This is a genomic window from Flavobacterium oncorhynchi (assembly GCF_002217355.1).
GTDB classification, from domain to species: domain Bacteria; phylum Bacteroidota; class Bacteroidia; order Flavobacteriales; family Flavobacteriaceae; genus Flavobacterium; species Flavobacterium oncorhynchi.
In genome coordinates, this window is sequence record NZ_MUHA01000023.1 from 100,799 (window position 1) to 127,361 (window position 26,563).

Sequence of the window (26,563 nt, forward strand, 5' to 3'; positions counted from 1 at the left end):
TAACATATTGTAAGTGTTTAATGTCTATGTTGCTTATTAATAATGTTTTAGATGTAAATGTTTTAGCTTTTATTCTAAAATAATTAGTTAATTGTAATTGCTTCGTCTGTACGTTTCGTTCGGACGATTTTTTTTTATTTAAACACATGAAAACGTAGGTTTTATGGCTAAATAAAATCTCGTGAAAAATACTTTAAGATAAAATTTAAAAAGACTATAATTCTTAAACAGTATATTGCAATACTAAACAAGCTTTCTTTCTATATACCATATAAGAGAATTTGCTGTAATAAAATTTGATTGGAATGAAATTGAGGAGAAAAAGAAAAATAACATTAAAAGACTATTTTGAAAAAAACTTTAATAATGATTTAGCAGTAGAATCTTATAGCGAAAATGTAGAACTGCTTGTAAAACTAGTAAATTTAATTCGGCCGAAGAACCCAAAAACACCTGTTGTAGTTGACTTATCAGAGTTAATTAAGCTGCTTCACGAAAATCAAAATTACCGCAATGGATTGATGATTTGCATTAATGCGCATCTAGAAAAAAAGAAGTTTAATAAAATCCTTTCAGATGCAGGTATTCTTCAAGATGCCAATTTCTTTTTTGAAGTACGAAAAAGGATTTTTGCTAAATTAATTCCAGAACAGCCGGAAAAAGATACCTTACAATTTATTCTAAATCAGATATTCTTTGTCAATACAGACCCAATATGGATTAAAAAAGTACCTAAAAAACAAATATTCGAATTATTTTCATTGTTGCAATTTCGTTCTATTTATGAATTGAAAGAAGATAATGCATCATTTAATGAGCTTATTTTTGCAATGGAGGTGATTACCTACCGTATTTGCGGATCAGCAATGGAAACCGATGTAATACGGATGGTTCCTGAATATGAAAATCTCGAAAGTCCCTTTATTGCTTTTCAACGAGAATTATTGCTGATGAATGAAAGACTAATCGAATCTTCTGAAAAATCAATAAATGAGGATGATTTAGGCTACAAACAGTTAATTATTTTGCACAAGCAATGCGTTGATTATATTGAAACTGCATTTAAAAACAGTAATAAATTTGGAATTTCATTACATGTAAATCAAAGTCTTTTAAGAATCCGTCAGCAGCTTAAGCGTTTGAAATCGCTTTTACCAATTTTGATACAAGGTAATGGGGAAGAGGCTACAAGAAATACAATTTCGCTGTCGTATAAACTCATTAAATACAATTGTGACAAAAACAATATTCGAAAATTGGTCAATGAAAGTACTCAGCTTTTATCTTATGAAATTACCCAGCATACGGCCGATACAGGCGAGCATTATATCACCAACGATCGTAAGGAATATTACAAAATGTTCTTTTCGGCAGCTGGAGGTGGTTTTATAGTTGGAATTTTATGTATTATCAAACTCTTGTTAGGAAAGGTTGAAACCAGTGGATTTGGTCATATCTTTTTATACAGTATGAATTATTCGATTGGATTCATCATTATCTATATTCTCGGATTTACACTTGCGACAAAGCAGCCGGCAATGACTGCTTCAGCATTAGTTAGAGCTTTGCAAGAAGGATTTAAGCAAAAAACACAAGACAAAAAAAACTACAAGTATAAAGAGTTTGCCATATTTTTTGCACGAGTGTTTCGTTCACAGTTCATAGCTTTTGTAGGGAATGTGATTATTGCTTTTCCGGTTTCATTGGTCGGAATCTGGGCTATCGATCAAATATTTCATTATAACATTGCCAAGGAAAAATGGCCGACTTTAATTTACGATTTAAATCCTATTTATTCAGCAGCAATATTTCATGCGGCTATAGCAGGTGTGTTTTTATTCCTATCTGGAATTATTGCTGGTAGTATTGCTAATCGCGATAAGCATAATCATATTTATTATCGTATTCAAGAGCATCCTTTATTAAAGTTGAGTTTAGGTAAAAAATGGACAAAGAAGCTGGCATCATTATATGAAAGCAAATGGGCAGGAATTGTTTCTAATTTTTGGTTTGGTGTTTTTATGGGAAGTACCGTTTTCATTGGGATATTTTTTGGATTAAATATAGATGTCAGACATATAACTTTCGCAAGTGGAAATTTTGCAATGGCATTATATGGCGCCGACTTTTATCTTACGCAAGAAATATTTTTGTGGTCTATTTTAGGTATCGGGCTTATTGGTTTAGTCAATTTTATGGTAAGTTTCAGTTTATCACTAGGACTTGCATTTCGTTCTCGAAATATTCCTCTTTTAGAACTTAGACAAGTAGCGCGAGCTATCTTTAGATATTTTTTAAATAAACCTTCGCATTTCTTTTTCCCGCCAAAAAAGAGTACACCATAAAGACCTTTTTTGAGTCACCTTTTTTAGGATTTAAACAGCAAGAGTATTAAAATGATACTTGCAACCCCAAAAAAGAAAAGTAAAATAATAAATGATTTTTTTAAGTAGATAATAAAAAGGCGCTAGTTTCATCAGAAATTAGCGCCTTTTATACTATTTGTTGTATCTCAATAAAAAATTGATTTATACTTAGACAGTTTGTATTTTTGCCACTATGAATGATAATTTTACAAACGAATACTTTGGAATAGGAATACAAAATGGTAAAACACCAGAAAATTTAGGTGTTTTGTGGCGATCAGCTCAAAACTTGGGTGCTACTTTTATATTTACCATAGGGAATCGATATGCCAAACAAGCCTGTGATACTCACGATGCCGTAAAAGCAATTCCGTATTTTCATTACGATACTTTTGAAGCTTTCCTTGAAAACTTGCCTAAAGGAGCGCGATTAGTAGGTGTTGAACTAAACGAAAGAGCTTCGGATTTAGAAACCTACGAACATCCAAGACGTTGTGTATATTTATTGGGCGCAGAAGATCACGGTCTATCCAAAAAAGTAATGGAAAAATGCCACCATTTAGTAAAATTCAAATCAGTAAAGAGTTTAAATGTTGCTGTGGCGGGAACTATTGTTATGTATGACAGAAACTTGGCTAAACCGCGTTCATAAGAGATTAATATATTTACCCTAAACCTTATTGTAATTTATAGATAAAAGTAATTCCTCAATTTAAATTCTAAATTTAAATTGAGGAATTAAATTTTGATAACCTTAACTGAGAAATACAGATAACGTTTTATTTAATACAATATCATTTTAATGGTATTTTATATTTCTTCAAAAAAATCTATGTCAATTCTCTTTAATTGAATAGTTTCATCGACTTGAACACCAACATTAAATTCGATAGCTAAATTGGCTAATTTTTTGCCATCAATAAGTATTATTTTGTGTTGTTTACTTTCTAAAGCAGTTTTTATTGCGTCTGGAGAAAATGAAGAAGTTGTTAGAAAAACTCCTTTACTAAAGCCTTTGATGGCTAATGAACCAATGAAATTTCTAATATCTGGTGAACCTACATTTCCATCTTTAAACCTTTTTGCCTGTATACCTACTGATTCTAAACCAAGGACATCCTGTAAAATTATACCATCAATACCATTATCTCCACTTGCACCAGTAACCATTCCTGAATCTTTTCTGAATCCTCCATAGCCCATTGATTGAAGTAATTGAACCACAAATTTTTCAAAATATTGGAAAGTATTTCCTTTTAAATTATCTAATATGTCTGATGCTAATTGTTGATTAATGGCATCGATTGTTGTAGTAAGTCTTTCTTGCGGTGTCATTTCTTCCTCTTGAATCTTATTTGATTCACTTTCTAGCTCTTGTGAGCCAGTAATTGAGTTAAAAGTAGATCGCCATTCATTATACATTGGGAATTGCAGCAATTCCTGCATTCTTAATTTCTCAGGATTTGTTTTTAGAAAATCTAAGCCAACTGGAGTTATTTGGTATACACCACGTTCAGGATAATGAATCAATCCGGCATTTTTTAGATAGCTTCGCGACCATCCTACACGATTTCTAAATAATCCCATTTTTCCACTAGGAACTTGTAAAGCTAGATCGTCGGCAGTCAATTTGAAATGACTTGCTAGATTTTCCATAACTTGATTTAGGGACTGTTTCTTGCCGTCGTTTAAGTTTTGTAAAAAAGGTAACATTATCGTTTGAAAATCTGGTACTGACATTTGTGTATTTTCTAATTAATTATTTTAAACTAGCAATAATTGCTCTAAAGCTATCTAAACTTGCTTCTATATTTTCTACTATTTCTAATGCTAATACATCAGGATCTGGCAAATTATCAAGATCAGCCAAAGATTTATCTTTTAACCAAGTGATATCTAAACTTGTTTTGTCTCGTGCAATAATTTCATCGTACAAGAATTTTCTCCAACGTCCTTCTGGATTTGTTTCGGCATTGTAAGTCTCTTTTCTTTTGTTTCGGTTTTCAGGATTATAAAGAGAGATAAAATCTTTTAAATCACTTAATTTTAAAGGATTTTTCTTTAAAGTATGATGAACATTTGTTCTGTAATCATATACCCAAGTTTCTTTTGTCCAGGGATCTTTGCTTGATGGTTTTCCATCGAAGAAAAGAACGTTGGCTTTTACTCCATTGGCGTAAAAAATTCCTGTAGGTAAGCGTAATATAGTATGTAAATCAGTTGTTTCAAGTAATTTTTTACGAACGGTTTCTCCAACGCCACCTTCAAACAAAACATTATCAGGTAATACAACCGCAGCCATTCCTGTTGTTTTAAGCATTGTACGGATGTGCTGTACAAAGTTTAATTGTTTATTACTAGTTGTAACCCAAAAATCCTGACGATTATAAGTTAGATCTTCTTTTTCTTGTTCTCCATCCTGATTAGTAAAAGTCATACTGCTTTTTTTACCAAAAGGTGGATTTGCTAAAATATAATCGTAGCGAGTTCCAGAGTCTGTTATTAGAGAATCGTTTGGAGAAATGAAATTATCAGAATCTATGTCTCCAATATTATGAAGGAATAAATTCATTAGAGCTAATCGTCTTGTGCTAGCTACAATTTCGTTCCCGAAAAAAGTTTCATATTTCAAGAATTGCTTAGCTTCTTTATCTAAATCTCTATTATCTACAAGCCAATCATAGGCAGTAAGGAAAAAGCCTCCTGTACCACAAGCAGGATCGGCAATTGTTTTTAAAGGTTCGGGACGCAAACATTCTACCATTGCTTTAATTAATGGGCGAGGAGTGAAGTACTGTCCAGCACCACTTTTTGTATCTTCAGCATTCTTTTCTAGTAAACCTTCATAAATATCACCTTTGTCTTTTACGCCCATCAAAATCCAATTTTCGACATTGATAAGAGCAATAAGTTTATAAAGTTTTGCAGGATCTTGTATCTTATTTTGACTTTTAATGAATATTTGACCTAGAATTCCTTTTTCTCTTGCCAATTCACGAAGCATGACATTGTAATGTGACTCCAATTCTGTGCCGCTTTTATCATTCAAAGTTTCCCATGCATATTCTGCAGGAATCGGCATTTTTCGATTGTGAGGTGGTTTTGTATATTCATCAGCCATTTTTAAGAACAGTAAATAGGTTAATTGTTCTAAATAGTCACCGTAGCCAACACCGTCATCTCTAAGAGTTTGGCAGAATGCCCATACTTTAGAGACTATACTAGAAGTGTTTGCTGATTTTTCTTTGCTCATTAAAATTTAAAATTTAGTATATCTAAAACTCTTTGTTTTATTTGTTGTCTGTTATTATATTTTGCCAATTTTTTTTCAAACATAATTTGTTTTGCTCTAGCAGTTGTATGTGCTTCCGAAGCTAAGCCAAATAAATCTATTGAAAACATTCCCTGAGGTGAAGTAGATGAAATCAATATTTCAAATTCACCAGTTGACCAACTAAAATGGTTATTTGGATTATCAAAATATGGATGAACTAGCTTAAATGTACAGTTACTATAATTTGTTAAATCAATATTATTTAATACATCAACTTGACCTTTTTTAGAAGAACTGTTGCAGTATTGGCAACATATAACCAGATTATGAGGAGTAAATGTAAATTCAATATATGCAGGTCTTTTTAACCCTCCTTTTTTTGCAATATGGTCTAATTCGGCTCTTCCACCTTCATTTACAGCTAGCCCACAAAAAGCACATTTATTATTTTGAATCGATAACAATTGATTATGAATGTGATTTTTTATATAATTTAAATTTCTATTATCCCATAATCCCGGAGTGAAAGGTATAAAAGAATTCAAATATTCTTGTTGTGCAATATCTAATTGAAATGTTTGATTTATTCTGTTTATCATAATTTATCCAAATAAATATTAGCTTCAGTTAAAACTGCTGTGAGAGGATCATTTTCGGAAGTTTGCAAATGATTTAATTTATTAACGAGTGACTTAATTTTGATCTTATTTGTTGAATTTTCTGAAATTAATCCTAATAAATCAGTTAAATCAGCTTGAATAAAATAATTTCTGACGCTTCGGACATTAAATACATTATATAAAATATCTTCAGCCGACCATCCAAAAGTATCTGCTTTTATTAATGTAGACTCTAATTTATTATCCTTATTTCTTCTTAATGCAGTGACAGCTGAACTTTCTCCTTCTAAATCGGATAGTAAAAAGTGAGAATGTGAAGTAAGTATAAAATGACAGCTTGGATAATTAGAAAATACTTTTTTTAAAAAAGTGATATATTTCATTTGCCAATTGGGATGCAAACTTATTTCAGGTTCATCAATTAATACTAAAGAATTTTCTTTTATTTTAGAAAAAACTCCAATAAGCGATATTAACAAGTGATATTCTCCTGAACTAATGTCATTAATGTTCAAACTAGAATTATTCTTTTTTAAATTTATACCATTAACGTTTATTATATCAAGTTTTTCAAGATCAATTATTTTCCATACCTCATTTTTATCTATTCTGGATCCAATAAAATCAACTTTTAAAAACTTGGACGTTGATTTATACTTATCTGCTAACTTACCAGATGTAGTTATTTCATTAAGAAAATCAACTACTCCTTTGATTTTATTTTCATCATTCTTATAATATTTGTCGTAAAAAGGTTTGCTCCAAATAGGATTATTCCTTGCTCTCTTTGAATATATGAATTTTTCATCCCACCAATATTCATAATATTGTTTAAAGTCATTTACCGTCAAATTTCCTGTAAAAAAGAGCTTATGGAGTTTAGTATTGTATTCTACTTCAAATTTGTTTTCAAATTCAAGAAAACCTAATAATTCATTTAGATTATCTAAGAAATCAGGATTATTAACTGATTCATTAAATAATTTATTTATCACCCCTTTTACAGCAGATTTTGTACTAGCTGTTGAACTTGTTGATCTTGCTCCTAGGTATTGATAGAAATCATTCGATAAACTATTTTTAAATAGAAAGCGATCATTTAGCATTACTGAATTTACAATGATATGATTGGGAAACAATACATTTGCAAATTTTATTTCATGTGATTTAAAAAGATTGGTCGTTTTTAATGTAATATGTTTTACTATAAAAGGTCTATTTTTATAAAACAAATAAGTCTTTTTCTCTTTTGACTTTGTTAAAGCTTGCAAATGAGAAATTATTTCAAAAGTATCATTTCCTAATTTATAACGAATATGGAAATCAAATGGTAGGTTAATATTTCTAACACCACTTGTCTGAAAAATATTAAACTGTGTAAAAATATCTGAAATAGTTCTCAATATAAAACTTTTTCCAGTACCGTTTGGACCAATAATAACCGAAGTGTATGGTTTAGCTACATTGTTTACTTCTACAATATCTGACAGAAATAATTCAATTTTTCCTAATTGAGGATGGTTAGACAAACTTAAATATTCAATTCTAAACATTTTTTGGAATTATTATTGTTATTTTACTTTTTTTCTTTGATACCATATTCTATTATTTAAATCATCTATTTGGTATATGGATAACCTAATTTATTTCATCGGTATCAATTATAATTAATGCCTCAGGATTAAAATAATCATTTGGTTTTTCAGTCCTATTTTGAAAATCTTGAGATAGCTTTTCAATGCTTGAATTCAGAACTGGAATTAAATCCTCATTTTCTCCAAGAAAATCTTCAAAACCAAAAGAGAAAAAAAAGAAAAAATTCAATTTCTTATTTCTTTTTTGTATTCGATTATACAATTGATTTATTTTTTCAGCTTTTTCAATTGTAAAATAAGAAAGTTCATGGAAGGGGATTGCAAGATTATTTTTACTTCCGTTATGATAATAAAATAAATCTGGAAAATGTCTTAAACTGTAAAACATAGGATCAATTCTAAGACCTTCATTATTATGATAATCGGAAAATAGATTACTTTTCATTTTTTTTACTGAATATGCAGATGTTAAAGTAATTCCAAGACTTTTTTTATCAAAAGAGGAACATGAATTGTAGTGGTTTTGTAAAGTTAAATTATTTTCCAAAAGATGATTATAGAATGCATACATGCCTAGACTAGAATGTTTTTTAGAATAATCAAGTAATTGATCTGTCTGTTTTAAATCTAATTTCAAGTTTGTATAATTACTTTTTATTTTATTTCCAATTAATCTTTTGCTCTGTATAAAGAGTCTAACAAATTTTCCTTTTGCTTTACTCCCAATAACAAGCTCAAAATCATATCCTGCAATTTTTTCTAATTTTGGAGGAATCATCACAATTTTTTCAATCTGAGTACAATTATACTTTTCCATTTTTTTTATCGCCATAGACGTTAGAGCTTCTTCCCTTACTTCGTATATTGAATATTTTGGATTATTTAAAGGTTTCAGTTCTTTCCAAACCTTATATGCCGCTTTTTTTAATACATCTTCTAATATCATAATTTTTAAAGTTTTAAACTAATTTTCCTTCAAACGCTTTTTTCAATATACTCTGTCTCAAAGCCTCAGCTTGCTGTAAACTTTGATTAATACTTTCTTCCATTTTATCGGCTACACTCAAACGTCTTTCAATCTCATTTATGACTTTTTGCTGCTCTTTTAAAGATGGTAGCGGTAGTACAAAACGTTTAATTGAAGCAATTCCTATATTTGCTTGAGTCGTTTCAACAACATATTTTTTTATTTCATCTGAAATCTTTGGCGATAAAGAATATAAATAAATATACTTTGATAGTGTAAGGTTATGATTTGGTTTAATAATAGCGCAAGAATAGGATACAAGAAATTCTTTGTCAAAATCGATCAATATATTTTTACCAATTGTTCCATAGCGAGGAAAAATGATATCTCCTTTTTCGGGCTTAATTTTTCTAGAAAGATTCAAATAATCTTCCTGAGAAATAAATTTAGCCTTATCAAAGGATATTTTTAAATCATTAGTAAAATCTTTGGTGGATATATAAGGATAACCTTTATCTAGTTGTTTTGGCATTTTATGATCAATATCTCCAATTTTTACACATACTTTTTCAAAATTAGTCCATTCCCAACCATTAGGCAAAACACTTTTCTTAACTTTTTGATTAGTTAATTTCCCTTCAAAAGCCCATTTTAAAACGCTTTGTCTATAAATTTTAAGTTGTTGTTGAGAAGTTTTTAAATCTTGAATACCTTTGTCTAATTCGCTAAAAAGTTCTTCAATTTTTGAAACTATCTTAGCTTGGACTTTTATTGAAGGTAAAGGAATTAAAATATCGGCAATTCTATATAATGATAATTTAGGCTGAGTAGTTGTTTTTGTATTTTGCTTAATTTGAGATTGACCGTCAACTGATGAAAGAAAGAGAGATAAATATTTTTTATCACAATCTTTTAATTCAGTTATTTTTGCAGCATTTTCAGTAAGATTTGCTCCATTAAGTTTTTCCGGAATAATTCCCGTTAATCCAATTGTACCTGCAATAGAAATGTAAATGTCTTGACTAGAAATTGTATAATTTTTAATAGCCAGTTGAGTATCTCTTTCTAAATATTTTAATTTTTCCAAACTTATTGTTTGATTTCCAAAGTCCGTTACTCGAATATAAGGGAACTTTGTTATATCGGCTGAATATGAATGTCCTTTAGGAAGTCTTTTACCACCTTTAACTTTTGCAATATTGCCTATATTAATAGAAATCCAATCTTTTGGTAATTTATTATTTTGTAACATTATATTTTAATTTCTTTCGACTGAATTGCTGAATTGTTTTGAACTGTTTCTAATGCTTCATTAGCATTATTAATTTGAGTAGTTAAAAATTTGCACTACTTCCATAAATGGAGTATTTTCCGTTAGGATTGATAACTTTAGATTGATTTTTCCGCTTTTAATCTCGAAAAATTCTCTCAGTTCCTTTATTTTTAAACCTTTAATTTTTTTTATCAGAGGATTTCTTCATATGAAGATTTTTTTTCAAGTGTTTTTATATTTTAAAGTTGCGGCAAATTTAAGTCTTTAAGCTGCTAAAACTTCATTTAATTCCTTAATAATCTCATCTGTTTCTTCTCCAAACAATTGCCACATTTTGCTCAAACCACCTTCAGCATTAAAAGGGCTTAAGTCGAAATCGTCCTTTTCTATACTAAAACTATTGGCAACATAATCTTTCATCATTCGCAACCATTGCATTTGTGTTTCAGTAAAAGCATTGTGTTTTCCTGCGTTTTTTTTGAAAATCCAGTCTTGAAAGTTTTTATCTACTGTTTTGTCATAAGATGTTAGTGTGGTATCAATTCCTATTACTTTTCTAATTAAAGAAACCAAAGCGATTAATTCATTTTTAGCAGATCCATTTGTTTTCTCTAATTGTTCGTACGCTTTCCAAATTGCTAATGGTGCTAATAATGGTTTATCTGCTTTCAGTTTTTCGCATAAATCCTTTATCATTTTATAAGTAAAACTTCGATGTCTGAAATCTTGTGCGTAAAAAATTTGCAAAGCAGTTATTTCATCTTTATGATTTTCGATCCAATTTTTAAAATCGGTTATTACTGTACTGGCCTCTTCATTTTGATCTTTTACCCAGCCAATTTTAGTAATGGTATCAATATTTACTACATCAATAATCTGATCATATTTTTTACGAACATCAATTATGAACTCTCTTAAATCAGGATTATCAAAGAAACCTACGGCATTTTCGATTAAAAGCTTTCTTTCTTGTTCTATATTTTGCTCTATTTCAAGGGGCGCAAATCCTCGCAATTTTGTTTTAACTGCTATTTCAGTCTTTTCAATGGTATCAGGATCATACGCATTAAGCAATTGTTTAACAATATGATTAATTGTATATCCGTTAGATTGTTCAACAAATTTGAGTTTGTCTTTTTCTGAAAGCTGTCTTTCTAAACGTATTAAACGATTGGCTAATGTTGTCAACATATCTTCAGATGTGTTTCCCATTACAATAGAATCCAATACATTTTTTAGAGAAACGCCAGGAGCTTTTTCTAAAGGTCTGCTATCTGTTTTTTGAGAATTTTCAACTCCAATTGCATCAATTATTACAAAATGATCTTTACTGAATTTTGCAGATGGTGTTCCTTTTGCTTTCAATTCTTCAATAGAACAAGTTCTTGTCCCGCGACCTTTCATTTGTTCGTAATAACTTCTACTTTTTACATCTCGCATAAAAAGCAAAACTTCAAGCGGGCGAATATCAGTTCCAGTCGCAATCATATCGACAGTTACAGCAATACGAGGATAATAATCATTTCTAAATTGCTGAAGAACAGATTTAGGATCTTCATCGCTTCGATATGTTATTTTTTTGCAGAATTTATTTTCTTCAGCAAATTCTTCACGGACAATTTCAATTATATCTTCTGCATGACTATCTGTTTTTGCAAAGATTAAAAGTTTAGGAACTTCAAAATTTCCGTTTGAATCTAGTCGATCAGGAAACATTGCGGGTAAATTTTCTTTTACGGCTTTTATAATTGTTCTAATTGTACTTGGATTTACAATGTCTTTGTCTAATTGTCTACCACTGTATTCTATATCTTCATCTACACTTTCCCAGAATTTTTTTCGGGTTAATCTTTCGCGCTTATCTACTTTTTCGCCAAGTTTAATTATGTTTCCGTTTCGGGTAATTTCTGTTTCAACAGTAAATACATTATACGGAACTAAGACACCATCAATCACAGCTCTTTCATAACCATAATCACAAACTAAATTTTGATTAAAATAACCAAAAGTTCTGTTATCTGGAGTTGCTGTCAAACCAATTTGAAAAACGTCAAAATAATCTAAAACTTGTTTCCATAAATTATAAATACTTCTATGACATTCATCTATAACTACAAAGTCAAAAAACTCAATTGGCACTTTTTCATTATATCCAACCGGAGTTGGTGTTTTTGGTTCAAAAGCTATTTCATTTGGATTTTTTTCTTCTTCACTTTCATCTAATTCTGTTTCTTTCAAAATAGAATACATACGCTGAATTGTACTTATGTACACTTGGCTGTCATTAGGAATAAAAGAACTGCTTAATCTTGTAACACCATATAATTCTGTAAACAAACGATTATCTTCATTAGCAGTATAAGAACGAAATTCTCCTTCGGCTTGTTCGCCTAAGTTTTTAGTATCTACCAAAAAAAGAATTCGTTTTGCTTTGCTGTATTTTAGTAAGCGATATATAAATGATATGGCAGTAAAGGTTTTTCCTGAACCGGTTGCCATTTGAATTAAAGCTTTGGGCTTTTGTTCTTTAAATGATTTCTCTAAGTTAGTTATAGCTGTGATTTGACAATCGCGCAATCCATCTATTGGTAAATCCGGAATATCGTGTAAACGGCCTCTTAATGTTTTTGATTCTTTAATCCATTGGTTAAAGGTTTCAGGACGATGAAATGTAAAAACATTTCGAGAACGCGGTTTAGGATCTCTATAATCTGTAAAACGGGTAACCTCGCCCGTACTTTCATACACAAAAGGCAAAGGATCATTATTCAATAAACGTAATTTAGCATTGGCATATTGAACAGATTGTTCCTGAACTGTAGAAGTAAGATGCAGACCTTCTTCTTCACGTTTTGCTTCAATAATTCCAACAGCTTTTCTATCTATAAACAGGACATAATCAGCTGGACCAATATCCGTTTGATATTCTCGAATAGCAATTCCAAGCCCTGCTGCAAGATTTACTTTTTTCTTATCCTGAATGATCCAACCGCAAAGTATCAACTGTTTGTCGATATTGTCTCTAGCGATTTGTTCAGGATTTTGATTGATCATTTAACTTAAATAAATTTTTTACTAAGTAGCCATGCAAAAAAATGAAGATTTTGATGGCTTTTATAAATTTTATACTTTTTCTAAATAATATTAATTCTTTCTTAATATTTAGAAAAACTATATCTACTCAAAATACAAACATACAGAAAATGATTTAAACATGAATATGGAAAACCATAAAGTAATTAAGAAATATCTTTCTATTTTTATTCCTTAAAGTAAATCTATTGGCTTAAAAAGTACTATACTAAATTGAAAAACTTCTATTTAATATTGTAAGCAGTAAGGGATATTCAAGATTCACTAAACAAAGTGTTTGTTTTTTCTTGATGACTAGTTTAGCTTTTCAATACTTTTTATCCTCAAACAGTGTTCAGCACCTAAGTAGAGCGGATTTCCGTGTTTTTCAGACCAGAATCCATCCAGAACATCTTTGGTTAGGCATCGATAGACAGCAACTCCTTTGTAAGTTTTGTTGTCTTCATCTTTGTAGTTGAAATTGATAACCAGAATATTGTCCTTAAAGAAACCAGAACCTTTTTGTTCTTGTGAATTATTAATAAGCCATTTCGCTTTAATTCTATTGTTTTTATCTAATGATAAACTCAAAACACCTTTATAGGTAATTTCATGGTTTTCGTCTTGATTCTTTCCTGAAATAGAATAGTCACCGACTAAATCTTGTATTGTCATTTATTTCCCGATGCAATATCTAACTTTCTTTTATTTGTAAGGGTCTACGAGGGTAGAGGTGTACAAGAGGTGTAGTGATATTATTCATAAATGAGTATTTAGAATAATTGAAAGAAAAGAATAATATTAATTTCTCTTCTTTACTTCTTCTAAATCATAAGTAGCCTGCAGACGTAAAAAGAAATCTGCTTTACCTCCAAGAACATTTTCAAGTCCTAATGCTATGGTTGGAGTGATTTCTTCTCGACCATTTAAAATATTAGAAATACTTAAAAGTGAAGTGTCTAGCAATTTCGCAATTTTACGCATTGAAAGTTTTCTTCCTTCAATAAGTTCCATTTTTAAAATCTCTCCAGGATGAACGTTTCTCATTTTTCTTTCCATGACTCAAAGGTTTAGAATGATGAAGTGACAAATTTAAGTTTTATAATGATTGTTTTATTTGATTTTCTTAGAATTTGTCGTTTAAAATATAGTGAGTACTTCTTCCGCCAGAATCAGCCTTAATCAAAATACCTTTGTTGACTAAATCGGTTATATCTCTAAGAGCAGTATCTGGAGAAGTTTTAGCCATTTTTGCCCATTTACTAGTATTTAAGTTGCCTTCAAAATTATCCATAAGTTTATTAAGCATAGTTTGTTGACGTTCATTACTTATTTTACTTGCATATTTTACCCAAAAATGATGCTTTTTAACCACTTTGTCGACTATCACACTCGAGTGAAGAATACTATTTTTTAAGCATTCTAAAAACCAAATAATCCAGTCTGTAATGTCTAAATCGCCTTTTTGAGTTCGTTCTAAAATGGTGTAATAGCTTTTCTTTTGTTTATTGATTTCAGTTGACATACTGTAAAACCTTTGATTTACCCCATCGGATTTTGAAAGTTGCATATCAGTAATTGCCCTGGCTATTCTTCCATTACCATCATCAAATGGGTGGATGGTTATAAACCAAAGATGAGCAAGTGCCGCTTTAAGCAATGATTCTAGATTTTGGTTGACATTATACCAATCTATAAAATTTTTCATTTCTAATGCCAATTGTTCAGCTTTTGGGGCTTCATAATGAACTATTTCACGACCTATGCCACCTGAAACAACTTGCATGTCTCCTGAGCGCCAATAGGCAACTTCAATTTTATGCATACCACTTCTTCCTGTTGGAAATAGTGCAGCATGCCAACCAAACAAGCGCTCATCTGTCAATGTTTTATTGTTGTTTTGCGTAGCGTCAAGCATTAATTCTACGATTCCATCGACGTGTGTATCTGAATGTTCTAGACCAGAATATTGCAGACCAAGTCTTGTTGCTATTGAAGAACGAACCAGTTCAGGATTTAATATTTCTCCTTCTATTTCTGAAGTTTGTATTACATCTTGTATCAAAGTTTCTAAGTTGGCTTCGTCTTTTAGTTCGAAACCCAACAACTCAACTTTGCCCATAAGTTTGCTTTGCAAGATTCTAACTTCGCTTAATAACAAATTAAATTCTTGCTCATTCCACTGTAGATTAGGCCAATTTTTAATTTGATGAATGTAGATTGCCATTGTTTTTTTGTTTATGCGGTAAATATAGTAATTATTCTCCGCAAATAATGCGGTGATTATAAGGTAAGATCACCGCATTATTTCAATTACAAATAAAATGTGGTTACAAATAAAAATGATTTGAAATATGTATATTACAAAAAAGCCTGTAAATACCAAATTTACAGGCTTTTTGTTATCTAGTTTACAAAGTTACTTTCAATTACTTCAAAAGATACAAGTAATTTCCTTTTCATTTTATTATTAACCATACTTTGTATTTAACTAAAATTAAAATTTGATATTTCCTGATATTATAATGAATTCACTTCGACACCTTTTTTTAATAGATCAATTATGTTATCAAATGCGGTGTTCTCATCATTAAAGATATCTTCTAAAATATTTTTAAGATCTTTATCTTGGATTTTATCAGTTAAAATACTTTTTAACTTCTTATTCCTTACAGATTGTGGAATTTTTGGTTTGATCTCTGTTAAAATTGCAAGCTCATCTTTATAAGGCATAAAAGGATCATAAAGTTTATGAAACGTTTTACCTACGGCTCCTTGAAACATTAATAATTCAGGATTTTGTTTCGAGTCTATTCCACTTTTTAAAATATGTTTTGTCGCAATACCTGGATAGGGATCTATATAAAAAATATTTTTGATTCCTAGTTGAAAAGCTTTTTTTGAACACAATTCACAAGGGCTTGCAGTTGTAAATAAATTACCTCCTTTTAAGCCTAATCCTCCGTTTTTAACCACTTGCATCATAGCATTTTCTTCGGCATGTAAAGATCTGGTATGTACTTGATTTTTTTCTCCCTCATATGTGTTTAGATGAGACTTGAAACAGAAGCTACATGTTCTTCCTCCTAATTCTTTTTCTTTATGATTTAAATCCTTAAAATCAATGGACACGAGTTCTTTAAACGTTAGAATGTCCGGACCTTTTTTAAATTTTCCTCCTTCTTTTTCATAATCACTAAAATGACTAGGATTTTTGTCATTAATTAGATCTTCAACAGATCTTAAGTTACATGGTAATTGATGTTCAGCAACATCATTCCAACCAATAGATTTAATTGAAAAATTTGCGTCCGTTACAACGGCTCCAACTTGACGTGATATGCAACCAGAGTTTAGCTTGGCATTATAAGCAACTTGCATACATCTTTCAATTGCTGAAGGAGTAATAATACCTGGCTGATTTATAAGTGAAATAAATTTTATTAATTGTCTATTAATATCAAATTTTTTATCATTTTCTGAGAAAAATAAATGATATTCACTTTTTTGAATACAGTTTTCAATATCTGGATATGCAAATTCACCATTGCTAAAATCTGTCCCGTCATATTCCGAGTCACCTAGCTTAAGTGTTTCTTTAAAGTGTTTGTAACTAGTGTCCTCACCAATAATTTTTAATAATTTATCAGAAATATATTTCTTTCTTTCTGCTTCACTTTTGTTAACAGCAACCATGTAAAATGCTGAAAATTTCTCTTTAAAATACATAAGTTCCAATGAGTTTTTTAAAGAATCTATTATGATTTTTGTATCACGCGAATTATTTGATTTCCATAATTTTATTAAATAATTGATTGTTTCTGCTACTGTGTATATATGTGTTAAGTTTTTCTCTCCACTTTCAACATTAATTACATTACCATAAAGTCTCAAATTATTAGCTAAATCATGTAATAATCTAGTTCGTTTTGTAAAGTTTAATTTATTTAAAACGTCATAAAAACCTTCAGAAAATTTAGTAAAATTCGCATAAAATAATAAGTATATTTTTCTTTCAGTTTTATTTGCTTTCAAATATTTATTTAACGTATCATATTGGTCAAAATCAATTTTACTAATCTCGTCAAACCATTTGTTGTTATTATAAAGGTAATCGCCCAGTAATTGGTAGTCCTCACTTATATCAAATCTATTTATGTAGATCTCTTTGTATTTTCCACTTTTCCCATTCTGTCCAATTATTGAAAATGACATTTTAATCGCATCGTTAATCGAATTAGTATTTCTTGTCGCATAAACGCATTCAAATAATAAATGAAGTAACAATACAGATTTATACTCAATGACTGTAAAGTTTCTCCAGTTTTCATTACTCTTTAGATAATTATAAGAAATTTTAACTTTTAAATCTTCAGGTTTATTTTCATCTAAATTAAAAGAAGATATATCTAAATTTTTTATATAATCTTTGGCGGATAATATTTCCGCAATTTTTGAAGTTCCAGCACCTACTTTTCCAGTAAGTCCAATTATAGTGAAGTTTTTTCTTAGTGAATATAACTGATCTAATTTCATTCTTTTTTTATTTTTTATTTTGTTCTATATATTATCAATTTGAAAACTATTTTAATTTTTGTAATTACTAGGCCATCATTCCCTTAACAAAAATCTCCACAAACTCTTTCATCTTAGCAATTATTCTATCACCAATTGCACGAGCCTGTAGAACGCTTGGTCTATTATCTAAGCATTGAAAAACTTCATCTTTTATTGGTTCTCTACCACTGTAGATATAAGTATCAATCAGAGCTTTGAATTGTGCCTTGTCTAAATGTTCCTCTTCGCATAGTTTTCCTAATGCTAAGACTTTTTGATCTTGCCAGAATTTTTCAAATTCATCTTCAATTGAATCACCATCTTTTATGTTTGGCATATTCTCATCAATGAATTTCTGAATCAACTCTCTTTTGCTTCTTAGTTGAATGTCGCCACCTAATAAGTCGATTATAACTTTTCTTTGAGCGGTTGCTGTATCTACCGTTTTAGCGCTTTTCAATTGCGCTAATAACTTTAAAATATAAGCAACATTAATTTGATCTCTATGAATTAATTCTAATTCAAAATCAATGTCATCAAGTATCGAAGTTTTTTGTTTCTGATTGTCTTGTTTTACTTTTTCGTATAAATCAAGATATTTGCTTTTGAAATCTTCAAATTCCTGCTCGTCAATTGCTAGGTCTTCCCAATCAAAATCAGTGTAAGATTGTAATACGTTCATGGCACGCATTAATTTTCTGAAAGCTTGGACAAATTGCGCTTCATCTTCTTCACTTTCTAAATTGTCTACACTTTGATAAGTTGGCGTTATTTCTCTCAATAGTTTCAATGCTTCGTCAAACTTCTCCGCTATCTTTTCATAGTCAGGCATTGTAACTACTTCGATTGCATCTTTATTCGAAAATAAAGTAATAGCATCGTCAGTTGCTTTTTTAAGGTTTCTGAATGATAAAATGTTTCCCTGTGATTTCTGTTCTCCTAAAATTCTATTTGTCCTCGAATAAGCTTGGATTAAGCCATGTTGCTTTAAGTTTTTATCTACATAAAGTGTGTTTACTTTTTTTGCATCAAAACCAGTAAGCATCATATTTACAACAATCACGATATCTAAACGATCTTGCTCATTGTTGAAATTTTCTTTTTCACGATTTTTTAATCGCTTACTTATGTTCTGAAAATATTTTTCAAATGACGAACTGTCTTTGTTTGTAAAACTCGTTCCAAACATGCTATTATAATCTCCAATGTATGCTTCTAGTTTATCTCTTGTATGTCTAGATTGATATGGAGTAGGAGGTTCTGCTGCCATATCAAGATCGTTGTCCGGAAGATAATCCTGCGCTTCATCTGAATCTTCATTAGTACCATAGGTAAAAATAGTTGCAATGCGCAAATCGTGTTCTCCAGCTTCTTTTTTTTGCTGAAAAAGATCGTAATACTGGATTACATTATCGATGCTACTTACCGCCAGCAATGCAGAATAATCTCTATTAAAGGTTTTTTGATTGTGATAAGCTATGATATAATCAACAATTTTATTGATTCTTTTGTTGGAATCTAAGACTTCTTGCTTATCAATATCTTCAACTTCGATGTCAATAAAAGCATTGCTTTTGTTTTTGTATTTTCCAACGTATTCAATTCCAAAACGCAAAACGTTTTGATCTCTAATAGCATCGGTAATAACATATTTATGTAAGCAGTTGCCAAATAAATCTTTTGTAGTTCGTTTTCCTAAATCATTTTTTGCAGCATTCTCTGCAAATATGGGCGTTCCTGTAAAGCCTATTAACTGACTTTTCTCAAAGAATTTTGTAATGCGTTCGTGAGTTTCTCCAAATTGAGAGCGGTGGCATTCATCAAAAATAAAAACGATTTTTTTATGTCTTAATGGTTCAATATTGCCTTTGAAGCGTTCTGAAACCGCATTGTTTAATTTCTGAATGGTAGTTAAAACCAATTTTGTATTGTCTGTTAATTGCCTGATAAGAGATTGTGTATTATCAGTAACATCAACGCTGTCTTTCTTAAAAGCATTGAACTCATTCATCGTTTGATAATCCAAATCTTTTCTATCGACTACAAAAACTACTTTGTAAACTTCTGGCAATTCCATCAAAATTTGACTTGCCTTAAACGAAGTCAACGTTTTACCCGAACCTGTTGTATGCCATATATAAGCGTTGTCATTAGAATTTTTAACCTGATGAATGATCGCTTCCGTAGCAAAAAATTGATACGGACGTAAAATCATCATTACCTTGTGAGTTTCGTTTATCACGATATAATGAGATATCATTTTACCCAAATGATTAGGATTTAAAAAGCTAGCAGCAAATGCGGTTAAGTCGGTGATATTTTTATTATTGGCATCTGCCCAAAAGAAAGTTTGTTTAACAGATTGTAATTTGTTGTTTGCTAAATATTTGGTGTTTACGCCATTGCTTATTACAAACATTTGCACGTATTGAAACAAACCATGATTGCTCCAAAAAGAATGCATTTGGTAGCGATTGATTTGATTGAAAGCTTCTTTGATTTCAATTCCGGAGCGTTTCAGTTCTATTTGTACCAAAGGCAAGCCATTTACCAAAAGCGTTACATCAAAACGGTTTTTGTAGCTACCTTTCAAACTTATTTGATTGGTAACTTGATATAAATTTTTATTTGAATCTTCGGTATTAAAAAAGCGGACATAAAATGAAGTACCATCTTCTTTTGTAAATTGAAAACGATCACGAAGCGTTTTGGCTTTTTCAAAAACATTACCCTTGGCTAGATGATTCAAAATAGCATCAAACTCTTTGGCCGTAAAAGTAGTTTTGTTAAAAAATTCAAGTTGACTTTTTAAGTTAGCAACCAAAGATTCTCCATCTTGTATTTTTACAGATGCAAACCCTAGACTAACCAATTGCTTGATTAAGTTATTTTCTAATACGGCTTCGGATTGATGACTCATTTGTGGTGTTTTTAGGATACCGTTTTTTCTTTGTATTTAAAATCTACTTTCAAATTTTTGCAATAATTTTCAAAGTCTCTTAGATTTTCAATGGCATTGTCTTCGTCAAAAAAATCTTCTAATGGATAGCTTTTGAAAAGCATTATTTTGTCTTTGTCTTCGTATTCTTTGTGGCCTTCTTTCTTTAAAATAAAATCATCCTGATCCCACATTACTCCCCATCCATCCCAAGTATTTTTTCCAACTACAAAAATTAATTTTGTTTTAGAATTTTCAACCGTATCAAAAGAACTAACTTTTGTTTTAGAAACTTTACCCTTTTTTCTTGTTTGAAAGAATCCGGTATCATTTACTATAAATACGGCAAAAGTATTTTCATCTTTTCTTCCAAAGTTAAATTCGTAAAAATACATGCTAAGCCAATCCCAGGCCCATTGGGTTAATTTTCCCGTACCATTATTTGGACTTCCATTACTGAATTTGGAGTAACCTCCATTATAACTGTAACCATAAGAGCTTCCAATGAAATCAACTAAATCTAAAATTCTTGTTTGATATTCAAATAAAAGACGATAAGCTTTGCGTACTTCTAATAAGGTATCAGTATTATTTTCTGACATAAGGGAATAGATTTTCTAAAGATTGATTATGATTTGATTTTTGAACATTTAAGTTTTTGAGCCACCTTTTTTTGTAGTATTGATGAAGTGCAAAACCATTGATTGAATCTTCAAGAATACGGCTGTAGGCGGCAAAAATACTACTGTCGCTATTTTTAACTCGATTGTTTTCTGAAACTATTTGTTCTAATAATTTTGACCAGTTGGTTTTACAAATAACAACGTTTTTGTCGTGGATGCAATAATCAGGCTCGTCGTTTATATGGTGTAAACCTCCTAATTGAATAAAATATAAGGGCTTACCCTCTTGATCGTATTCATTGTAATAAGCCTGAATTTCATTTTCCATTTGAGCGCTGCTTTGTTGTTTTTCATTGTGTCTTTTTGCTTCAATAATGACATCAAATTCATTAAATCGCATAAAAAGATCAGGTTCAACAAAATTAGAATTAGAGGTGTTTTTAGATTTCCATTTGTCCCAGAATGAAATAGATAGCACATTACCTGAATAGGCAGGTAATTTATCGTGGTACAGCGAACCCTTAAGAATCGACCAAAACATTTCTACGGGTAAATATTTTAGTGTATCAAAAACTACCGCTGTTAAGCTATCTTCACATGGGCCCAAAGTACCCTTTCTTTTGTGGAAGTATGAAATCATATAATATTATTTTACGCAAGTATTACCCCAAACAAGCCTTTATTAAAACTTTGTATTTCGTTCATTTGATGTTTCTACTTTTCCTTAGAACCTTATCGGCTAAGTTGATTATTCATATTTAACCATTGCCTGACCATAAACCAGATAATTAGAATCGTTTTTTGAAATTGAAACTCCGCCTTGAGGCTCATATCCTTTTTCTAAATAGTATAGTACACTTTTTTCAAAGTCAGTACGGAAATTTTCAAAATCAAGACTTCTATTATTTTCTATTATGACACTTTCTTTAATTTTTAGCTTCTGCAATTCATTTTTGATAATTGCAATTTTTTTATCAAGAGCGGCAATTTCTTTCTCCTTTATTTGAACTTCTTTTTTAAGTTCTGTTCTATAATATTCATCCTCATTTTCATCTAAAAAATCATAATAGGTTATTTTAGTTATTGGATACGAATCATTGTATTTCGCTCTATAAAACAAAATATCATCCTCAGAAACTTTATAAGTAGCAAAATCTTCAACCTTACTCAAAAGTTCCTCAATGTATTTAATTACTTCTTTGCGATGTATTTTATTATTTTCAAGAATTAAAATTTCATTTTCTAGATTTTTAATATTTAAGGCTACTTTAAGCTCCTCTCCTTTGTGTGTTATAGAATAATGCGGGGTCTCTTCATGTCTGACTTTCACAAACTCTACAACTATATAATCTATAATTTTTCTATTCATAATTACACAAACATTTGCTGCAACAACCCTTTTTTAAACGTTTGCGTTTGGATGATTTGTTGATTGGTACTTTCTATTTTTTTATCAATACTGGATAGAAAATTGGCGATTTTTTGCTGTTCTATTAATGATGGTAAATTCAATGAAATATCCAAAAAATCGTTAACACCAATATTTAATAATCCATGATTTCTTGCTCCTTCTTGAGCCACCTTTTCGATTTCTTTATTATGAAGCCCAAATTCAAAATAGTGCTCCATAAAATTCAATGAAACCATTTTACTAAAACAAAAACATATGTATAAAGTCGAAACAACTCCTTTGTCATATTTTTTAAGTCTTTTAATAGCTCCCATTGGATAGCCATTTGAATAACTTTTATTATATGCAAAATCATTTTTTTCTAATAAATAATATTTTGTAACATCTTTTGCTGATACAGATTTATTGAAATATTCTAGTTGATTAACTAATCCAAGTTGTGCTGAAATCGTTAAAACATTAAGATTATTTTCTTTATTTTTTCTAATAACTCTGTTTGCAACTTTCCCCAACTTTTTCTCCTCCCAATCCGGATAATCATTCCCATTCTCATTTTTAAACCGCAATTTCCCAGAGAACATTTGCTGCATTACACCTTTTTTGTATTGTTCTAATAATACTTTTTTGCGAGAAAGCTGCTGGATTTTTTCATCGACAGCACTTAAAAAAGAAGCTATCTTTTGTTGTTCTGCAAGGGTTGGGTATGTTATATCAAAAGCTTTTAGATCTTTTCCATAAATAGCCGCTACACTTGTTGTACCTGTTGCAAAACGACGTAGTTGGTTTATTGAATTCTTAGTGTTAAAGTTATAATTCATAAAATGGTTTGAAGGTTCAATATCACTATTAAACTTCATACGCATAAGATTCGAATTGTAAAGTGCTAAAGGCAGTTCTTCTCGCCAAATCGATACTTTTCCAACTAATTCTAAAGTATTTCTGGTGTTAAATAATAGATCCCCTTTTTTTAATACATCCTCATTGTTGTATTCAATATTTTCAGGTAAAAATTGAACTTTATTAATATTTATTTCACCTCTTCCTAAATTTCCCATTTTAATAACGGGTATTCCAATATTAGATTCTGAGTTTTCATAGTTTCCCCCTAAGCGACCTTCTTTTAGTAAAACAGAAAACTTTTCAGTTTTCCATTCACTATGAAACTCAGAAAACCTCAATTTCGGCACCAAAGTTTCCTTCTTTTCTTTATGTAAAGTTGCTGTACTCATTAAAATGGTGTTTCAATTCCTAATTCGGTACAAAACTTTGCAATAGTCGCACAGGTAGTTTTTTCGGCTACAGCCAAATCTCTCAATTTGGTTGTTATCGCTTTTAGATCTATGGCATCTTCTTCTTCAAACGTATTTACATAACGAGGAATGTTTAGGTTGTAATCGTTGGTCGCGATCTCGCTCAAAGAAGCAATATGGCTGTATTTGTTTTTGTTGGTGCGGTTTTCGTAAGTAGTGATAATTTTGTCAATATCCTCAGTACGCAACACGTTTTGGGTTTTTACCTTCTCAAAATGCTGGCTGGCGTCTATAAACAAAATGTTTTCGGCATTGGTTCGTTTTTTCTTCAAAATCAAAATACAAGTCGGAATGCCAGTTCCGTAAAAAATATTGGCAGGTAAACCTATTACGGCATCGAGATAATTTTTTTCTTTTATCAAATATTCACGTATGTGTCCCTCGGCACTACCACGAAACAAAACACCGTGTGGCAAAACAATTGCCATCGTTCCGTTTTCCTCCAGTTGGTGCACCATATGTTGTACAAAAGCAAAATCGGCTTTACTGCTTGGTGCTAGTTTTCCGTAGGCAGAAAAACGTTCATCGTTCATAAACAAAGGGCTCGCACTCCAGTTTGCTGAGAAAGGCGGATTGGCAACAATGGCTTCAAAACGCAAATCATAATGCTGTGGACGTTCTAGCGTATCTTCGTTCTTGATATCAAAACGTTTATAGTGCACATCGTGCATGATCATGTTCATACGACATAAGTTATAGGTCGTAGGATTCATTTCTTGTCCGTAAAAAGCACTTACATCTTTTACTTCTTTGGCAACACGCAATAACAATGACCCAGAACCACAAGTTGGGTCGTAAACACTTTTTAATTTGTCTTTGCCCACCGTAACCAATTGCGCCAAAATGTTACTTACTTGTTGTGGCGTATAAAATTCGCCTGCTTTTTTTCCAGCTCCACTTGCAAATTGGCCAATCAAATATTCGTAGGCATCACCCAGAACATCGCTGTCGGTATTTTCTAAATCAAAATCTATTTCGTCAAGATGTATCAGTACTTTTACGATCAATTCGTTTTTGTCAGTCTCAGATTTTCCAAGTTTATGCGAAGTTAAATCCAAGTCAGAGAATAGGTTTCCAAAATCTTCCTCGCTTTCAGAACCCATTGTACTTTGCTCAATATGCGTCAATACTTTGGCTAAATCGCCCAGGATAAAATTGTTTTTTCCGCCTGCGTTTCCTCTTTTTGCTAATTCTGAAAACAATTCAGATGGTTCTAAGAAAAAACCTAACTTATCGATAGCTAGTTGTTTCAATTCTTCCATCAACAAAGCTTCGTCAGTATGACCTAAAACTTGCTGAAATGTTAAGCCGTCTGGTTTAAGTATTTCGTTGGCGTACAAATCCATTTTTGTACTCAGGTATTTATAGAAGATAAAACCTAATATGTAGTCTCTGAAATCATCTGCATCCATTTTTCCGCGAAGGGTGTTAGCGATATTCCAGAGTTGTTGTTCTAATTTTTGTTTTTGTTCGGCTGCCATTAAGCAATTATTATTTTGAATTTTAATAACCGCTAAAATATTGATTAAATATGGAAGTCGAAAGTGGAAAACCGTAAAAAGTAAAGAAATATCTTTCTTCTAGTTTCTTTTAATGAGGTTATAGTTTCACTAAATGTTATTTACATTGGAAATCATAAGTCACTTTTTCAAATTCTTGCTTTAAAAAAATATCATACAAATAATTATACCTAAAATCAGTCAAATATTCATCTTCAATTTCATCAGCATATTCAGCAGTGAATCTATCCAATACAAAAGATGAAAAAACTAACTTATACTCTGTTTTAAAACGCTCATAGTCTTCTACTAAACTCAAATATATTATCTTCAAAGATCCGATATTGAACACTTTCTCGTTTTTTTCTAGGTTGCATTGACTTAAAAAATCAATAGAATGTCTTACAAACTCTAAAGAGGTAAACCCTAAACCTCGGTTGGTTTTCCATTCAGGAAAAGACATATCCATAAAATGAATAATTTCTTTAAATAATTCTGTTCCGGAATATTCATTCATAAGTTTACAATACTGTTCCATAGTGCATTATTTTTTTTAAAGTATAATTCTCTAACTATTAATCTTCTTTTTTTTGATTGAACCACCATTCGTTTTTATACTTTTTATTAAACTCTTTCAGTTCTTTTTTATACTGCTTAATGTCAAAATCATAGGGTAGAGTAAGGGCGTTTAAAAAAGGTTCTATTCGATTATAAGTAATTAATAATTTTACTAAATTTTCAACTGAAAAATTATTTCCATTCTCTATAGAGCTAACAGTTTTTCTACTTATTCCGACTTCATCAGTGATGTCACTTTGTATGAAATCCATATTTTGGCGTAGCATTTCAAGTTTCTGACCAATTAGAAGCATGTATTCTTCTAGAGATTTTATATCTTCCATTATGTAACGTTTAAGTTATAAATTAGCAAAACAAGGATAAATGAGTAATATATTACTCATGTTTTTGTGTGTTTATAGATTGAGATTTAACTGATAAGTATATTGCTATAGGACTATAGTAATGTAGAACTGTAGTAATAAATAAATAAATAAATA

General features: G+C 30.6%; 21 protein-coding genes. 2 read left to right on the forward strand and 19 right to left on the reverse strand.

The features are described from left to right. The first annotated feature begins 305 nt into the window (after positions 1–305). Positions 306–2,345 (forward strand): site-specific recombinase, encoded by a 2,040-nt coding sequence (locus B0A75_RS14760; protein WP_089055046.1) that lies wholly within the window; start codon positions 306–308, stop codon positions 2,343–2,345. Between the two features lie 214 nt (positions 2,346–2,559). Beyond that, entirely contained in the window at positions 2,560–3,018 is a 459-nt protein-coding gene (locus tag B0A75_RS14765; protein WP_089055047.1) for an RNA methyltransferase, read from the forward strand. A gap of 158 nt (positions 3,019–3,176) precedes the next feature. Here B0A75_RS14765 and B0A75_RS14770 read toward each other — a convergent pair whose 3' ends face one another. The 19 genes from B0A75_RS14770 to B0A75_RS14860 all read right to left on the reverse strand — a co-directional run bounded on the left by B0A75_RS14770 (position 3,177) and on the right by B0A75_RS14860 (position 26,407). After that, positions 3,177–4,106 carry a restriction endonuclease gene (locus B0A75_RS14770; protein WP_089055048.1) on the reverse strand — a complete coding sequence of 310 codons (930 nt, stop codon included), beginning with the start codon at positions 4,104–4,106 and terminating at the stop codon, positions 3,177–3,179. A gap of 19 nt (positions 4,107–4,125) precedes the next feature. Next, positions 4,126–5,619: a class I SAM-dependent DNA methyltransferase gene (locus B0A75_RS14775; protein WP_089055049.1), complete on the reverse strand. Its 1,494-nt coding sequence runs from the start codon at positions 5,617–5,619 to the stop codon at positions 4,126–4,128. Then, positions 5,619–6,239: an HNH endonuclease family protein gene (locus B0A75_RS14780; protein ID WP_089055050.1), complete on the reverse strand. Its 621-nt coding sequence runs from the start codon at positions 6,237–6,239 to the stop codon at positions 5,619–5,621. The genes B0A75_RS14775 and B0A75_RS14780 overlap by 1 nt, the downstream gene beginning before the upstream one ends. Next, positions 6,236–7,813, reverse strand: coding sequence for an AAA family ATPase (locus B0A75_RS14785; RefSeq protein WP_089055051.1), 1,578 nt, complete (start codon positions 7,811–7,813; stop codon positions 6,236–6,238). Before B0A75_RS14785 ends, B0A75_RS14780 begins: the two co-directional genes overlap by 4 nt. Positions 7,814–7,898: 85 nt before the next feature. After that, complete coding sequence (locus B0A75_RS14790; RefSeq protein ID WP_089055052.1) at positions 7,899–8,801, reverse strand: DUF6615 family protein; 903 nt, start codon at positions 8,799–8,801, stop codon at positions 7,899–7,901. Positions 8,802–8,814: 13 nt separating this feature from the next. Beyond that, positions 8,815–10,074, reverse strand: coding sequence for a restriction endonuclease subunit S (locus tag B0A75_RS14795; RefSeq protein WP_089055053.1), 1,260 nt, complete (start codon positions 10,072–10,074; stop codon positions 8,815–8,817). Between the two features lie 285 nt (positions 10,075–10,359). Next, positions 10,360–13,149 (reverse strand): type I restriction endonuclease subunit R, encoded by a 2,790-nt coding sequence (locus tag B0A75_RS14800; protein ID WP_089055054.1) that lies wholly within the window; start codon positions 13,147–13,149, stop codon positions 10,360–10,362. A 333-nt stretch (positions 13,150–13,482) separates the two neighbouring features. Next, entirely contained in the window at positions 13,483–13,842 is a 360-nt protein-coding gene (locus B0A75_RS14805) for a hypothetical protein (RefSeq protein ID WP_089055055.1), read from the reverse strand. 126 nt (positions 13,843–13,968) lie between these two features. Continuing rightward, positions 13,969–14,226 carry a HigA family addiction module antitoxin gene (locus B0A75_RS14810; RefSeq protein ID WP_089055056.1) on the reverse strand — a complete coding sequence of 86 codons (258 nt, stop codon included), beginning with the start codon at positions 14,224–14,226 and terminating at the stop codon, positions 13,969–13,971. 67 nt (positions 14,227–14,293) lie between these two features. Further along, a complete protein-coding gene (locus B0A75_RS14815; protein ID WP_089055057.1) occupies positions 14,294–15,394 on the reverse strand; it encodes a Fic family protein in 1,101 nt (366 codons plus the stop codon). A 293-nt stretch (positions 15,395–15,687) separates the two neighbouring features. Then, a complete protein-coding gene (locus B0A75_RS20720) occupies positions 15,688–17,703 on the reverse strand; it encodes a cytidine/deoxycytidylate deaminase family protein (RefSeq protein ID WP_244284407.1) in 2,016 nt (671 codons plus the stop codon). Between the two features lie 67 nt (positions 17,704–17,770). Continuing rightward, on the reverse strand, positions 17,771–20,644 hold the full coding sequence (locus B0A75_RS14825) for a type I restriction endonuclease subunit R (protein WP_089055058.1): 2,874 nt from the start codon (positions 20,642–20,644) through the stop codon (positions 17,771–17,773). An 11-nt stretch (positions 20,645–20,655) separates the two neighbouring features. Then, on the reverse strand, positions 20,656–21,264 hold the full coding sequence (locus tag B0A75_RS14830; RefSeq protein ID WP_089055059.1) for a hypothetical protein: 609 nt from the start codon (positions 21,262–21,264) through the stop codon (positions 20,656–20,658). Next, positions 21,251–21,925, reverse strand: coding sequence for a hypothetical protein (locus B0A75_RS14835; RefSeq protein WP_089055060.1), 675 nt, complete (start codon positions 21,923–21,925; stop codon positions 21,251–21,253). Before B0A75_RS14835 ends, B0A75_RS14830 begins: the two co-directional genes overlap by 14 nt. A gap of 108 nt (positions 21,926–22,033) precedes the next feature. After that, positions 22,034–22,654 carry a DUF1737 domain-containing protein gene (locus tag B0A75_RS14840; protein ID WP_089055061.1) on the reverse strand — a complete coding sequence of 207 codons (621 nt, stop codon included), beginning with the start codon at positions 22,652–22,654 and terminating at the stop codon, positions 22,034–22,036. A gap of 2 nt (positions 22,655–22,656) precedes the next feature. Continuing rightward, positions 22,657–23,925 (reverse strand): restriction endonuclease subunit S, encoded by a 1,269-nt coding sequence (locus B0A75_RS14845; protein WP_089055062.1) that lies wholly within the window; start codon positions 23,923–23,925, stop codon positions 22,657–22,659. After that, on the reverse strand, positions 23,925–25,487 hold the full coding sequence (locus B0A75_RS14850) for a type I restriction-modification system subunit M (RefSeq protein ID WP_089055063.1): 1,563 nt from the start codon (positions 25,485–25,487) through the stop codon (positions 23,925–23,927). The genes B0A75_RS14845 and B0A75_RS14850 overlap by 1 nt, the downstream gene beginning before the upstream one ends. A 136-nt stretch (positions 25,488–25,623) precedes the next feature. Then, on the reverse strand, positions 25,624–26,043 hold the full coding sequence (locus B0A75_RS14855) for a hypothetical protein (protein WP_089055064.1): 420 nt from the start codon (positions 26,041–26,043) through the stop codon (positions 25,624–25,626). Between the two features lie 37 nt (positions 26,044–26,080). After that, on the reverse strand, positions 26,081–26,407 hold the full coding sequence (locus B0A75_RS14860) for a helix-turn-helix domain-containing protein (protein WP_089055065.1): 327 nt from the start codon (positions 26,405–26,407) through the stop codon (positions 26,081–26,083). Between the last annotated feature and the right edge of the window lie 156 nt (positions 26,408–26,563).

What these genes read in the sequence shown, in the direction of transcription:
- B0A75_RS14860 (WP_089055065.1), bottom strand. Translation starts at nt 26,407, where the DNA reads ATGGAAGATATAAAATCTCTAGAAGAATACATGCTTCTAATTGGTCAG.
- B0A75_RS14770 (WP_089055048.1), bottom strand. Translation starts at nt 4,106, where the DNA reads ATGTCAGTACCAGATTTTCAAACGATAATGTTACCTTTTTTACAAAAC.
- B0A75_RS14835 (WP_089055060.1), bottom strand. Translation starts at nt 21,925, where the DNA reads ATGATTTCATACTTCCACAAAAGAAAGGGTACTTTGGGCCCATGTGAA.
- B0A75_RS14845 (WP_089055062.1), bottom strand. Translation starts at nt 23,925, where the DNA reads ATGAGTACAGCAACTTTACATAAAGAAAAGAAGGAAACTTTGGTGCCG.
- B0A75_RS14795 (WP_089055053.1), bottom strand. Translation starts at nt 10,074, where the DNA reads ATGTTACAAAATAATAAATTACCAAAAGATTGGATTTCTATTAATATA.
- B0A75_RS20720 (WP_244284407.1), bottom strand. Translation starts at nt 17,703, where the DNA reads ATGAAATTAGATCAGTTATATTCACTAAGAAAAAACTTCACTATAATT.
- B0A75_RS14855 (WP_089055064.1), bottom strand. Translation starts at nt 26,043, where the DNA reads ATGGAACAGTATTGTAAACTTATGAATGAATATTCCGGAACAGAATTA.
- B0A75_RS14800 (WP_089055054.1), bottom strand. Translation starts at nt 13,149, where the DNA reads ATGATCAATCAAAATCCTGAACAAATCGCTAGAGACAATATCGACAAA.
- B0A75_RS14790 (WP_089055052.1), bottom strand. Translation starts at nt 8,801, where the DNA reads ATGATATTAGAAGATGTATTAAAAAAAGCGGCATATAAGGTTTGGAAA.
- B0A75_RS14830 (WP_089055059.1), bottom strand. Translation starts at nt 21,264, where the DNA reads ATGTCAGAAAATAATACTGATACCTTATTAGAAGTACGCAAAGCTTAT.
- B0A75_RS14805 (WP_089055055.1), bottom strand. Translation starts at nt 13,842, where the DNA reads ATGACAATACAAGATTTAGTCGGTGACTATTCTATTTCAGGAAAGAAT.
- B0A75_RS14760 (WP_089055046.1), top strand. Translation starts at nt 306, where the DNA reads ATGAAATTGAGGAGAAAAAGAAAAATAACATTAAAAGACTATTTTGAA.
- B0A75_RS14765 (WP_089055047.1), top strand. Translation starts at nt 2,560, where the DNA reads ATGAATGATAATTTTACAAACGAATACTTTGGAATAGGAATACAAAAT.
- B0A75_RS14810 (WP_089055056.1), bottom strand. Translation starts at nt 14,226, where the DNA reads ATGGAAAGAAAAATGAGAAACGTTCATCCTGGAGAGATTTTAAAAATG.
- B0A75_RS14780 (WP_089055050.1), bottom strand. Translation starts at nt 6,239, where the DNA reads ATGATAAACAGAATAAATCAAACATTTCAATTAGATATTGCACAACAA.
- B0A75_RS14775 (WP_089055049.1), bottom strand. Translation starts at nt 5,619, where the DNA reads ATGAGCAAAGAAAAATCAGCAAACACTTCTAGTATAGTCTCTAAAGTA.
- B0A75_RS14850 (WP_089055063.1), bottom strand. Translation starts at nt 25,487, where the DNA reads ATGGCAGCCGAACAAAAACAAAAATTAGAACAACAACTCTGGAATATC.
- B0A75_RS14815 (WP_089055057.1), bottom strand. Translation starts at nt 15,394, where the DNA reads ATGGCAATCTACATTCATCAAATTAAAAATTGGCCTAATCTACAGTGG.
- B0A75_RS14785 (WP_089055051.1), bottom strand. Translation starts at nt 7,813, where the DNA reads ATGTTTAGAATTGAATATTTAAGTTTGTCTAACCATCCTCAATTAGGA.
- B0A75_RS14840 (WP_089055061.1), bottom strand. Translation starts at nt 22,654, where the DNA reads ATGAATAGAAAAATTATAGATTATATAGTTGTAGAGTTTGTGAAAGTC.
- B0A75_RS14825 (WP_089055058.1), bottom strand. Translation starts at nt 20,644, where the DNA reads ATGAGTCATCAATCCGAAGCCGTATTAGAAAATAACTTAATCAAGCAA.